15 protein-coding genes are annotated in these 13,116 nt (G+C 31.9%); 5 read left to right on the top strand and 10 right to left on the bottom strand.

Annotated features, from left to right (window positions below; genetic code table 11):
• Positions 1-441: 441 nt before the first annotated feature.
• The 5 genes from NSQ08_RS28545 to NSQ08_RS28525 form a co-directional block, all read right to left on the bottom strand.
• On the bottom strand, positions 442-1,014 hold the full coding sequence (locus NSQ08_RS28545; RefSeq protein ID WP_002205059.1) for a tyrosine-type recombinase/integrase: 573 nt from the start codon (positions 1,012-1,014) through the stop codon (positions 442-444).
• Between the two features lie 596 nt (positions 1,015-1,610).
• Positions 1,611-1,799, bottom strand: a complete 189-nt coding sequence (gene hfq, locus NSQ08_RS28540) for an RNA chaperone Hfq (protein WP_070144224.1) — start codon at positions 1,797-1,799, stop codon at positions 1,611-1,613.
• A gap of 22 nt (positions 1,800-1,821) precedes the next feature.
• Positions 1,822-2,157 (bottom strand): transposase, encoded by a 336-nt coding sequence (locus NSQ08_RS28535; RefSeq protein WP_340780504.1) that lies wholly within the window; start codon positions 2,155-2,157, stop codon positions 1,822-1,824.
• Between the two features lie 1,470 nt (positions 2,158-3,627).
• Positions 3,628-5,058: an IS4 family transposase gene (locus NSQ08_RS28530; protein WP_340780503.1), complete on the bottom strand. Its 1,431-nt coding sequence runs from the start codon at positions 5,056-5,058 to the stop codon at positions 3,628-3,630.
• A 489-nt stretch (positions 5,059-5,547) separates the two neighbouring features.
• Positions 5,548-5,865: a DUF4870 domain-containing protein gene (locus NSQ08_RS28525; RefSeq protein WP_340780502.1), complete on the bottom strand. Its 318-nt coding sequence runs from the start codon at positions 5,863-5,865 to the stop codon at positions 5,548-5,550.
• Between the two features lie 289 nt (positions 5,866-6,154).
• On the opposite strand from NSQ08_RS28525, the gene NSQ08_RS28520 reads away from it, so the two are divergent.
• The 4 genes from NSQ08_RS28520 (at position 6,155) to NSQ08_RS28505 (ending at position 10,015) form a co-directional block, all read left to right on the top strand.
• Positions 6,155-6,502, top strand: a complete 348-nt coding sequence (locus tag NSQ08_RS28520; RefSeq protein WP_445662203.1) for a hypothetical protein — start codon at positions 6,155-6,157, stop codon at positions 6,500-6,502.
• A 221-nt stretch (positions 6,503-6,723) separates the two neighbouring features.
• Complete coding sequence (locus tag NSQ08_RS28515; RefSeq protein WP_340780501.1) at positions 6,724-7,485, top strand: ABC transporter ATP-binding protein; 762 nt, start codon at positions 6,724-6,726, stop codon at positions 7,483-7,485.
• Positions 7,486-7,501: 16 nt separating this feature from the next.
• Positions 7,502-9,355 (top strand): ABC transporter permease, encoded by a 1,854-nt coding sequence (locus NSQ08_RS28510; RefSeq protein ID WP_340780500.1) that lies wholly within the window; start codon positions 7,502-7,504, stop codon positions 9,353-9,355.
• A 459-nt stretch (positions 9,356-9,814) separates the two neighbouring features.
• Complete coding sequence (locus NSQ08_RS28505; protein WP_002016954.1) at positions 9,815-10,015, top strand: hypothetical protein; 201 nt, start codon at positions 9,815-9,817, stop codon at positions 10,013-10,015.
• Between the two features lie 774 nt (positions 10,016-10,789).
• Here NSQ08_RS28505 and hfq (NSQ08_RS28500) read toward each other — a convergent pair.
• The 5 genes from hfq (NSQ08_RS28500) to NSQ08_RS28480 all read right to left on the bottom strand — a co-directional run bounded on the left by hfq (NSQ08_RS28500) (position 10,790) and on the right by NSQ08_RS28480 (position 12,816).
• The gene (gene hfq / locus NSQ08_RS28500; RefSeq protein ID WP_340780499.1) at positions 10,790-10,978 is read right to left on the bottom strand and encodes an RNA chaperone Hfq; all 189 of its coding nucleotides are present in this window, start codon (positions 10,976-10,978) and stop codon (positions 10,790-10,792) included.
• A gap of 27 nt (positions 10,979-11,005) precedes the next feature.
• A complete protein-coding gene (locus tag NSQ08_RS28495; protein WP_002130394.1) occupies positions 11,006-11,341 on the bottom strand; it encodes a hypothetical protein in 336 nt (111 codons plus the stop codon).
• Between the two features lie 288 nt (positions 11,342-11,629).
• Positions 11,630-11,908 (bottom strand): AbrB/MazE/SpoVT family DNA-binding domain-containing protein, encoded by a 279-nt coding sequence (locus NSQ08_RS28490; protein ID WP_002193623.1) that lies wholly within the window; start codon positions 11,906-11,908, stop codon positions 11,630-11,632.
• Between the two features lie 453 nt (positions 11,909-12,361).
• A complete protein-coding gene (locus NSQ08_RS28485) occupies positions 12,362-12,601 on the bottom strand; it encodes a hypothetical protein (RefSeq protein ID WP_340780554.1) in 240 nt (79 codons plus the stop codon).
• 26 nt (positions 12,602-12,627) lie between these two features.
• On the bottom strand, positions 12,628-12,816 hold the full coding sequence (locus tag NSQ08_RS28480) for a hypothetical protein (RefSeq protein ID WP_002204218.1): 189 nt from the start codon (positions 12,814-12,816) through the stop codon (positions 12,628-12,630).
• A 115-nt stretch (positions 12,817-12,931) separates the two neighbouring features.
• Here NSQ08_RS28480 and NSQ08_RS28475 point away from each other — a divergent pair, with 115 nt between their 5' ends.
• Positions 12,932-13,084, top strand: coding sequence for a hypothetical protein (locus tag NSQ08_RS28475; protein ID WP_000290205.1), 153 nt, complete (start codon positions 12,932-12,934; stop codon positions 13,082-13,084).
• The last annotated feature ends 32 nt before the right edge of the window (positions 13,085-13,116 follow it).

Below are 13,116 nucleotides of genomic sequence, written 5' to 3'. Positions count from 1 at the left end.
AAGTTCCCCCCTCAGCCTCCCGAAAAAAGGGAGGAAATGATTTGTAAAATAAGGATTCATGATGTACCATACTAGATATTTGGTAGGTGACGTGCCTCTTCTGTCTATATTCTCGTCACCAATCTTCTATATTGCTTGTTGGCATCGTATTATAAAAGATCCTTAATCCTTTGAACTCTACCCATGAATCATGGACACTTAAAAAAAGCCCCATGATTCGGGGTTTTTGTGTATTTTTATCAAAAAACCCTCGTTATAATGGAACCAACGATTGAAATGAGTAAAATTATTTTTAATGAAATTCAATGGAGAAGTCATTATGGGAGCGAATATGATAGTTGTAATTGTCTTCCAAGTTGTACAGGTGCATATTATAACTAACCTCAAAAGAGGATTGTATATCATAATACAATCCTCGTTTAGTCCACACCCACATCTTAGTTAAATCCGGAATGTATCTAGTACATTATCTTTTTCTTCTTTATTAATACCGATGTATCGTAGTGTAATTTGTGGTGTACTATGATTCAATATTTCTTGTAACATAGCAATATCCTTTGTCTGCTTGTAAAACCAATACCCAAACGTTTTACGCATTGTATGAGTGCCTAAAGATTCTACACCGGCAAAATCCCCGGCTTTTTGTAACTGTCGATAGGCTTGAATTTTACTAATAGGTTTATCACCTTTTCGAGAAGGAAATAACCAGGTACTTTTTAGATCTTCAGCGTATGGCAATACTTCCTCAAAAATGGATGTAATATTTATGATACGCTCCTTTTTTGTCTTTCCTTCTTTCACTTTAAATTCTTTTCGTTTTTTTCGCTTCAGTTTTAAAATTTCACTCGTTTCCATTTTAAGTAAATCACTTACACGTAACCCCGTATTAATACCAATTAGAAATAAAATGTAATCACGATCTGAACAATGACGTTTGAGTGACCATTTCATATCATTAAGCTGTTCTATGCTCCGAATTGGTTGTACATCAATTAAATGTTGCTTTTTATCCATCTGCTTTTCAATCCCTTTATTTTCAATGATTTGAATGTATACTTTTTTGTCTATTTTTATAATATCAATGAAATTAGATAAAAGTCAATGTTTAAGGTGTTTTCAATGTAAACTTTTGGGTAAAAGTTTACATTCGCTTTTTGAATCATTTACAGCTAGTTTTGTAATAAATTTCTCAATATAGATGTACTTGTTAATTTCGGGATTAATATTCTAAATTATCAAAAAATAGTATATAATAAAAATATGATGGTTATCAATTTTGTTTACCCCCATGTTTAAAAGATAAGATCGTGTTTCCCGATCTTATCTTTTTATTTGTGGATTTTAGATACAAAAAAGGAATCCTTAATAGCTTAAGGATTCTGCAACAGGAAAGAACAAATATATAATAATAAAAAGAATTACTTATATTATAATTTAAAAATAATACAAATAAATTGAGAAAATTTCGAATGACTTGAACATTATTACATACTTAATTATAATTGATTTGAAGTTGAAGTAGTAATCTGTCATCTATTCCTTCACTTTAAAGAAGATTGATCTCAATCTTCTTTTTTTTGTATTTGCCTCTCCCCTCGAAGGAAAAAGAATTACTTGATAATAGTGGAAATTGCTTGTTTGTAAACCAGTTGTTGCTTACCATGAACCATCATAAGAACGGTAAATTTATCTGTTGCAAGAATCTGCCCACGTATTGGAACGCCATTCTGTAAAAATACAGTAACTTCCCCTTTTTTCTCTTTCAATTGTTCATACATATCTTCTTGTAAGTTATACATGAAATGCGCCCCCTTTTTGTATTTACTTTTCTTTTAATACTTGCTGCATCTCATTGTTGTCTATTTGTATTTCCCATTCACCTTCTATTTTTCTAAACCATTTTCCTATTTTGCTTACATAGTATTTTTTCACTTCACTATATGGAATCCAAATTTCACGTTCCTGTATTTGATTCATCACTTCATGAAGAATCTCATCATGCTCGTATTTTTTAGGTTTTCGATGATGGGTTCTTACAAACTGTATGTATTCCCTACGCAACCAATTAGAAATATGATCTTTTTGTTTTTGCCGGAGATGTGACCACTTTTTATTTGTCTGAAGGAGTTTTCCATTTACTTTTATATGGTTTTTCATCAACACTCATCCCCTTTTACCATCTAAATGCATATATACAACTATCGTATCACATTTAAATTAAAATACGGCTCTAGGTACATATTTCGCAAGAAATCTATCCAAAATAAAAATACTATCTCCATTTCACATAAGATAGTATCCAAAACAGACGAGACAATAGCCACTTATCGGCATAAGTAGGTATAAAAAATAAATGTAGGGGTCACCATATCAAGAGATTTCGCCTTAACGTACAGAATACGCGAAATGTTGTTGCTACCCCTAATACTAAGGGATTTTTGTTTACAATGCTTTACGTCGCTTTACAAATTCTTTTGTAAACTTTGAGTTGATATCTTGAAAAAAGGGAAGCATTGAACGTATAATGAACTTAGAAATTATCAATGTATATTGAATGCACATTTAATATACATTACTTAACAAAGAAAAAAGCATACCAAGTTGTAGGAGACTTGATATGCCAAAAATAAGGTTACTTTTTACTAGATGTGTGAATGACCAGGATTACTTGTTTAACTTAACTATTCCTAGTACAACAGTGAAGATTGCACATAAAGCAATAATTGTTTGTGTATCCATCAAATTTTTCACCACCTTATGAAGCTTACCGTTGTAGGAGATGGTAAGCTTTTTTGTCGTTCCATCATATCTGATGCTAGCCATCGATTTGAATGGCTGTCATATTAAATCAGATTAATAGAATTTGTTGCATTTACGATGGGATTTATTCCCTTCATTTCTCTAAATATTGTATTACGTTTCAAAATAAGACACAAGATATATGTATAAATTCTTTCTTTTTTTAACTTTTACTTTTCGACAAGACCGCCGATTTTTTTAAATACAATGACTATGAAACAACATTCTAAAACTCATGTCAATACAGTGTTTTTCAAAAAAGTTGTCAACGAATTTAACCTCATTTTTAAAAAAGTTAACAATATATTTTGTCATAAAACGGCAAATGCTGGAGGAAGTTTTTAATCTTATATTTATAATTGTAGACGAAATAAACAATATTGGTACAGGTCTATATTTATTTGTTCCAGGTAATTCAAATTTTGAGCCCTTTTAATGAAATAGATTTGAAGATAAAGTATAAATAAAATGTCCATTTTATTTGAAATAGTATCCAAAACACACGAGACCGAGTCCATTAAGCGAATTAATGAGGCACAAAATTAAATGTAGACTATATTTTATGTTTTTGGTTTTTTATTAAACATTACGGTACGTGAAATTTTATATTTCCTTGTTATAAAAGCCCCCATAGATCTTACACCTATGAGAGCTACCTAAGGGTATTTAGACTTTCGACTCCATTCTGGGGTCCCGCCACATACCCATCAAGCTAAGATTATATAAGTTTAATTTCACGTGAGATTTTTTCTTTTTTCTAAAAATCCAGTGTAATTTCTTTAAAGATTTGCATACCAAATAAACCCTATCGGGTTTCAATTTTTTAGATTACGCTACATGATTGTGAGACATAGAAAAGTTGTATACGACGCCTAAGATATCAAAGATTGTTTTCTTCTCATACCTATGGGATTTTCGTCCGTTTTTCTGTAAGAGATTGAACAGACGAAACAATATCTTTGTTAATTCGTGGGCGTCTTTTTGTAAAGATTGATAGATGAGTGAAAAATAATCTTTTATGATATAAATCGCTTTATATTCGCTTAATTCTCGTTTCTTCTTGATGAGAAGTAATTGGCGCATTTGAAACATGGTGGAGGAACAAAGAAGGATGCTTATTAATCGTCCGTATAAATGACACTCTAAACGTTCTAATTTTACAGAATTACAGTGATGAATACGAAAAAATGATTTCCATGTTTTAAAGATCAATTCAATTTGCCATCGTAAGGAGTAAAAATCATATACTTGTTCCTTTAGTAGATATTCCGAAGGGATATTCGTAATATAAAAGTTAATTGCACTAAGCCGCTTACTGCGTTCTGTATAGGTAATTTGCTTCTTATGTTCTTTAGATGCTAAATCCTTTTGTCTACGTTTCATTTGCGTTTCAGTTAATTTGTACAGAATTAGTCTTGCAGGAAGTTTTTGATACATTCCAATATAAATCTCAGGAATTTCATATGTTTCGCCTGACTGTAATTGGTCAATGAATTGCTCCATATCTAATTGGACGTACTCAGAGTGCTTTTTTATTGTTCCATTTTGAAAATATTCAGGCTCTTTATTCCTCTGATATATACGTGTATTGAGCTTTAATCTTGAAATAAAATAAGCATTACACTCTTCTATCGTATGTAAGTCTTTTAAGTCGAAGTATCCTAAATCACGTATACATACATCGTTCGGTTGAAGGGATGTTAAACAAGTAGAACCATAAGTTTTATCGTTGTGCTTTCCTGATCCTACATGAACATGTAGAAACTGACCACTTAGCAAATCATATTCTAGTTGAATTTTCACGCCAGCATTTTGACCACTACCACCTGAACCTTGATATGTAGAAGTGAATTTATCCGGAATCTGAAAATGCGTAGAATCCAATACACGAATACGTCGAAAGTAGTTTGTATACAAGGTTGGAATCTTGCTCGAAGAACAAAATTGTTGATGAAGTAAATGTGCTAAGAGTTGTTGTAAAAACTGGACAGCTTGAGAATTAAAGCGTTGATTGAGTCCTTCTGGACTCATAGAAATGCCTGTGTTAGCTTCTAATCGACTACATAATTGTGTCAATGAAGTGTTTGCTATGTTTTCGCTTAACCAAATACATAGAGCCACTAAATCTTGTGCACGGTATTTACTTTTTCGTTTCACAAATCCTACATTTCTAGCTAATTGCTCTAAAGCATCAGGTGACATATATCGTTGCAACTCACTAGAAAACAATTCTAATTCATCAAAAATCGATAAGTTCATATCAAACACGCCATCCTTTCCTATGATTCTACAGAAAGAATAGCGTATTTTTTTATTTTAGGGGAATCTTGTTTTGTTAGCTTGATAGCGATGTGGTGCTACCTCTATTAGATATAGTGTCTTGTTTATAAAACATGGTTAACCTAATTCTTGTGAAATACTATCCTATTGAAAAATAGAAAGATAACTCCGGAAATGTAAGTTTTAAGTAGTGAGAATAAAGAAATTATTATTGGTCGTATTTGACAAATAAGAAAAATCATCCTTGTTGAAGGATGATTTTTTGTAAGAATTTAAACTAATATAAAGAAAATAGTTGTTAAGATTATAGAAAACCCTAATATCGCTACTGTCACAACGCTATGACGTTTACCATTCATCACAATACTAGCAATATATTTCTGAATCATTACAGTGAGCAAGTAATAAAAAGTTGTTTTGGAACCGATTCCTTGACTCGTTATCCCTGATTGTTTTACCGTTCTTTTTTTATGATTTAATCACTTTAATACCTTTTACAATATTCCAAATAAAGAAGTATAAACTAATAATACTACAAATACATACTGCGATAATTGCCCCAATACCCAGTGTTACATCTGGCTCTTGGGAACCGGTTCCCATAATTCCTAACACAATAAGTGCTATAAAAGTAGCAATACTAGGAATAATATGTGTCCACAAAGCACGTTTAGCGTGCTTTTTTGTTTCAGGTTCTCCAATAATCCAAACAATAATTGGGAACAAAATAGGTGCAAATAGAACACTCCAGTATGAAAAAGCAGCTAATAATCTATTTCCATTCATATGTATCACCTCATGACATAATATTTGTTATTTCACTAATAAAATACAGGGAAATCCATTTTGTCACTATCGATAAACCTTTCGACAATCTTACAAAAATGTAAGGTTAGACTGCACTTGTTGTAAGAGTAGATTCTTTGTATAGATGTTATATTAACATAGCACTGAAAAACAGACAAAGAAGGAGTAAAAAAGTTTTTGTTTATTAATTTTAACTGTTTTATTTAGTATTGGATTAGCTGGTTGTGGACAATGGGATCGTTATAGTCCTTTTGCAAGTAAAACAGACGTGTATGGTGTAGTCAAAGAAGATGCACAACGAGATTCTAATGCACCTGAAAATGTAGAACATTATGGTTATGATTTAATTGGATATGATAAAGATTTAAACAAAATTGACTTAGGCTTTAGTTCTGGTCAAAATTTTCCAATTGGGACATATATCAAAGCAGTGAAAAAAGGCAGCGATACAAGAATGCATGATGTGACGGTTATTAAGAAAGAAGATATTCCAGAAAATATATTGAAAAAAATTAAGTGGAAATCAAAAATAATATCGATGAAAAAGACACAGCGTGCTGTACCTTTTTCTGCAAATAATGAAGAAATGATACATACAATGATGTCCATTAGATAGTGTGGATACACTACTATTCATGCAAAAACTAGTTCGACCCAAATAATAAAAAATTCTTAACCCTCAATGTTGACTACAGAAAGGGATGGAATTCAAATTATTTCGGATGATTTTTAGTATATTACAAAAATGTAAGGTGAATGTAATGTTAATTGATAGCGGATTATGTCGAAGTAGAGCAAAATGACGAAGGAACAAACAAAGCGTAGGAGGATAAGATTATGAACAAACCAGTTGTAGATGTTAAAAATGTTCAAAAAGTATACGGTAAAAAGGGGGAGAACCAATCGCATGCATTAAAAGGTGTTTCATTTTCAATTCGAGAGGGTGAATTTGTTGGAATTATGGGACCATCGGGTTCAGGAAAAACAACGTTATTAAATGTAATTTCAACATTAGATAACGCAACGGGCGGTACAGTTGAAATTGCAGGTACGGATATTACAAAAATGAAGCAAGGAGAACTTTCTGATTTCCGTTCTCAAAAATTAGGATTCATCTTCCAAGACTTTAACTTGTTAGAAAACCTATCAATTTATGAAAACATTGCTCTACCACTTTCACTTCAAGGTGTTCCATCACGTAAAATTGGACCAAAAGTAGAAAAGGTAGCGGAGATGTTAGGGATTTCAGCAATCCTTCAAAAATATCCATCTGAAGTATCTGGTGGACAAAAACAGCGTTCAGCAGCAGCGCGTGCGCTTGTACATGAGCCAGCGATTATTTTAGGAGACGAGCCAACAGGAGCGCTTGATTCTAAAAATGCAACAAGTCTATTAGATGCAATGACAAGCTTAAATGAAGAACAAGATGTTTCTATTATGATGGTTACACATGATCCATTTAGTGCGAGTTACTGTCAACGTATTTTATTCATTCAAGACGGAGAGCTATATAAGGAACTTCATCGTACAACTGATCGTGAAATATTCTATAAAGAAATTTTAAATGTACTGGCAGACTTAGGTACACAAACAGCATAAAAACGGAGGTGAAACCATGTTATTCAAACTATCTATGTCAGGTCTAACAAGTAAGCTTAAAGATTATATTGTCTTACTTGTTGGCCTTATCATGTCGATTTCTATTTTTTATATGTTCCAAACGCTAGCACTGAATGAATCTTTTCTTAAAGAAAGTTCTACACTTGGCCCTATTGTTTTCGTCTTTTATGCAGGTTCAGTCTTACTTGCGATTATTACCTTCTTCTATATTTTATATGCGAATTCTTTCTTATTATCGCTCCGTCAAAAAGAGTTCGGTATGTATATGATGTTAGGCGCAAAAAAACATAAGGTGACAATGCTTATGTTTATTGAAACAGTTGTATTAGGGATCGCATCTCTTGTAATCGGGATTACGATGGGTATAGGCCTTTCACAAGGTGTTGGTCAGTTACTGATGAAACAGCTTGATTTTACTGCCAGTGGTTATCAAGCACTTTATATTCCATCAGTAAATGTTACTTGTCTTTTCTTTTTTGTATTATTTGTTTTTTCCGCGATTATGAATAGTTTTAAACTATCACGTATTTCCGTCCTGCAACTTGTTCATGCAGGTTCTAAGACAGAACGTACATCTGTAGGAGGAGCGAAAACAGTTGTTATTGCAGTCCTAGCAATTATTTTGTTAGCAATTGGCTATGCTTCTATGATTTACATGGATAAGTTAAAGCAAAATGGAATTATTATCGCTTTAATCACAGTAACATCAGGAACTTACATGTTATTTGGAACATTCCTACCGCTCATTATTAAAAAATTAAAGGGTAATAAAAAACGTAGTGAAAAAGGACTGAATGCCTTTACTTTTGCACAGTTAAACTTCCGTATTAATAGCCTAACTAAAGTACTAGCAACAGTCACAATGTTAGTAGCTCTGGGGGCTGGAGCGATCGCTGGCGGTATGGCGTTTAAAAATAACGTTATGCTTTCAGTAAACAGTTTTAATCATTATGATGTAGTGATTCATAATCCAAACAAAGAAGAGAAGAAAATTTTAGATGGTATTATATTTAAAGAGAAAAATGAATATCGTTACAAAACAGATGATAAATTTGTTTACTATTTAAAAGAAGACTTAGATAAAAATCGCCCGCTTGTACGAGACGGCGAAGGACAAGAAAGTGCAGGTAAATTCAAACGTATTTCTGAAGAGCTTCCAATAGGAGCGATTTCAGGAACAAATGTAGAACAAGGGCCTGATGTAAAAGAGATGCCACAAATGTGGAATGAGGGATTCCGTACAATTGAACCTGAGTATGTTCACCCTGATCATACCATTAAAATTGTAAATCAAAAAATGTATGATAGCCTACAAGGTGAAGAAGGTATGGTATTAATTGGGGAATCTGATGATTTTGTAACACATACAAAAGAATGGAAAAAACTTGACGAGTTACAACTAGCTAAATATAACAATGTAAAAGATGAGTTGAATTTATTCAGTAAGTACTCTGGGTATTCTGTAATTTACGGTATCTCAAGTGGAACTGTATTTATGGGGTTCTTCTTAGGCATTGCTTTCCTAGCGATGATGGCAAGTTGTTTAATGTTTAAAGTTCTATCTGGGGCATCCAACGATATTACACGTTATCAAATGCTTCGTAAAATCGGTGTTCGCCGTGAATTATTAACGATGTCAATCTATAAAGAGTTATTCTTAGTATTCTTATTTCCAGCAATGGTTGGTATTGTCCACGTATTAGTTGGTATGAATATGTTTTCGTATTTCTTAATTAATCCGTACTACCGTGTATGGCTTCCAATCGTTATTTTTGTAGTTATTTACGTGATTTACTACTTCATTACAGTTCAATTATATAAAGGAATTGTTCTTCCAAAAAAAGATTAAGATTTCAAAATGAAGCTGTCCTAAAGGTTTGTTGAATAACATCCCTATTGGGACAGCTTTTTCAGTTCTGGTGAAAATATTAAGTGAGGAATAAAAAGAATGGTAAAATTCTAATGAAATTATACTTCTTATTATAGAGAATAGCACCACACATCCATCGACCTAAGGTTTTGAAATAAACTAAAACGGATTTTTCTCTCTATTATTTATTTATGAGAATTAAGTTCATTTTTTTCGTTTTGGGGGTACTCTAAAATATTAGCTTGATGGGCATGGGGTAGCACCAACATTTCGCGAATTTCGTACGCTAAGGAATTATTCAGTGTCTTTTTTTAACATATCGATTAATAAAATAAATTATACAAATAATTCGTTATACTTTCATGTACCCTAGCTGATATAATGTATAAGGCAATTATTGTTTAATTAAAGGTACATATATTAGGAGGTACATAAGCCATGATAGAGTTAATTACGGCATTTTTCTTACTAATTCTCCATTCCATTGTTTATCTCTTTTCAAGTGGAGAAACTAAGCAAATAGCAAAAAAACATATAAAAGAAATTCTTAATAGTCCGGATGGAGTAATAATATTAATCGTTGCTGCGGCACTTTTAATCGGGGGGATATATTTATCTTTTTATGGTTTCAGTTTATGACTATAAACTGAAATTATATCCAAGTATACGAACAATGGTTCACCTAGGAAGCATGCGTATTATGGTGGAGAATGGGACACAGATGGTCTTTTTGGAGAAGCCAAATATGTTTATAATAAAACTGATGAATCGGTTAATAAGTAGTATATAAAAGCCTAATATATTTCTATAAAAGTAGGCCTTTGAGTTGATAGCGAAGTGATTTCTTAAAGCCTTAAATATTAAGGCTTTTTTCATTATGGGATAGCACCAATCGCAAATTCTGTACGCTAAGGCTACAACCACTGATGTTACAAGGATTGTATAATAAGAACCGAAAACGATCGTTTAAGGAACTCTATTTAATTCTAATATAACTGAAAGAAATACAGTCAAAAACCAGTTCCAAAACTCATTATCAAAAACAAAGTACCATAACAAACATTAAATGTCGTTTATGGTACTTTGTTAACGTATGGTAAAACCAAGTTTTTCAACTTAAAAATTCCTTAGCGTACGAAATTAGCGTTATGTTGGCGAGACCCCTTTTTGAGATTAAATGCTGTGCTTAGCGTATATTTTTGTTAAAATGCGGGCGGTACGCCTATTATAATTTAAAAATAAGACAAATACATTGAGAAAATTCAGAACGTATTGAATATTTATGTGCGCTTATTTATAATTGATTACGAGTTGGAGTAGTAATCTGTCATCTGTTCCCTTTTCTAAAGAAGATTGATCTCAATCTTCTTTTTTGTTTGTTTGTTCCTCTTCCCTCGAAAAAAGGAATAAGAATTACTTAAGAATTGTGGAAATAGCTTGCTTGTAGACTAGTTGTTGCTTACCATGAACTATCATAAGAACGGTGAATTTATCCATTGCAAGGATCTTCCCACGTACTGGAACGCCATTCTTTAAAAATACTGTAACTGCCTCTTTTTTCTCTTTTAATTGTTCATACATATCTTCTTGTAAATTAAACATAAAATGCGCCCCCTGGTTTGTTTGTATTTACTTTTCTTCTAATACCTGCTGCTTTTCACTGTTGGATATTTGTGATTCCCATTCACTTTCTATTTTTCTAAACCATTTTCCTATTTTGCTTAGATAATATCTTTTTACTTCACCATTAGGAATCCAAATTTCACGTTCCTGTATTTGATTCATCACTTCATGAAGAATCTCATCATGTTCATACTTTTTAGGTTTTCTATAATGTGTTTTTACAAACTGTGTATATTCTCTACGTAACCAATTAGAAATATGTTGTCTTTGTCTTTGCTTGAGATGTGACCATTTTTTATTTGTTTGAAGGATTTTTCCATTTACTTTTATGTGGTTTTTCATCGACACTCATCCCCTTTTACTAGCAAAACGAATATATCACTATCGTATCACATTTAAATCGAAATATGCTCTAGGTACATATTTCGCAAGAAATCTATACGAAATAAAAATAATATCTCCATTTCACATAAAATAGTATCCAAAACAGACGAGACGGAATTCATTAAGCGGATTAATTAGGCACAAAATTAAATGTAGACTATTGTTTATGTAGTTTGTTTTTTATTAAACATTACGGTACGTGAAATTATTTATTCCCCTTACAAAAAAGCCCCTTGAAAGGAGCACTTATTTTACAAGATATTGTTCTACTTCTTTTAGTAATAGTTCTGCACCTTCTAGACTTAATGTTATCTTGCCATTTGCTAATGCTATATTACGATTTGACACTTCTCCTGTTAATGCACAAACATGACCAGGCTGATACTTCTGTAAAATGATGTCTTCCCCTTCTACAAAAATCTCTAATGGTGATTTTTCTTTTATACCAAGCGTATTTCTAAGTTCCTTTGGAATTACTACACGCCCTAATTCATCTATTTTTCTAGTTACTCCGGTTGCTTTCATCTAGCATATTTCCCCATTTCATTATCAATTTGTACCCAAGTTATTCTTTACTATTGTAACAGGCTTTCACCATACATGAGAAACATAATGATCCAAAAACTAACGATCATAATAAGTACTTCTTTAACCCTTTGCTGAAAGGAAATATGACCTTCTTCCATTCTACACGCCCCTTTTCTCTACATGTTTTTATATGTTAAAATAAAGAGGAAAGAAATGTGCCAATTTCTTTCCTCGACGGTCACTCATGACTTTGCTCTTTGTTTGCTTTTGCAAATGAAGAGCTTTTATTTTGCATACTTATACTTACTTTCTAACATCGCATAGCGCAATAGATTTAACTTTGTCTCTTTTTTCAATGCTTTCCACTCAGATACACCAATTTTCATTTTTCATTCCTCCAATAATTTAATTTGTTATTTATATAGCTTATAAGTTCCAGTTGTAAATCTTTCAAATTTGTTTATCGCTAAACCCTTCATGGACAGCGAAGATTTCTGGAAAATCAGAGATACACAAATCAATAATTGTATTATCAGTTGTTCTTATATAGTAATATTGAACAGCTCCCTCATAATTCGAATATAAATAGTATTTATGAATTTTATAAGTTAATCCATTGTTCTCTAATACCTCATAAAGCTTATTTTTAGTTTCATCCATTACGTCAAAAATAGTTAACTGCTCCACTATTAACAGCTCCTCATTGCGTAAATTTACTAAACTAACTCTAAGAACAAGGTTGTTTCATTATGTTCATTGGTATGCACATTAAACTGTTTTCCCGTAGCTTCTAATGCACTAAAAAGCATTCTTTTATATCCTTGATCCATAAAATCTACACTGATTTGACCATGATTCATAATAAATTGAAGATCAGCCATCATCTTTTTAACTTTCCGTTCCATGTAATAACCTCCTCAATAAAGTTATATAACTTATATAACCATTCTATTACTCATTTTTCTAGTTGTTAATATAAGTTATATAACTTATAATATTTTTTATAGAGGAGGTTTTAATATGGCTGTTAATAAAGATAAGTACACTCAAATTTTAGTTACTTTTACAAAAGAACAAGTAGAACAAATAGAAAATTATTGGCATGAAAATAAGCTGAAGAATCGAAACGAAGCAATTCGTCAGATTGTAGACAAAGGGTTAAGTCGTAAATAATGGCTACCCTTTTTATTTTTCCTAAAAAACCT

The organism is Bacillus sp. FSL E2-8887 (assembly GCF_038007205.1).
In the GTDB taxonomy this organism is placed as follows: Bacteria; Bacillota; Bacilli; order Bacillales; family Bacillaceae_G; genus Bacillus_A; species Bacillus_A mycoides.
The sequence above is the reverse complement of the archived record's forward strand: the minus strand, read 5'-3'. Positions and strand labels throughout refer to the sequence as shown.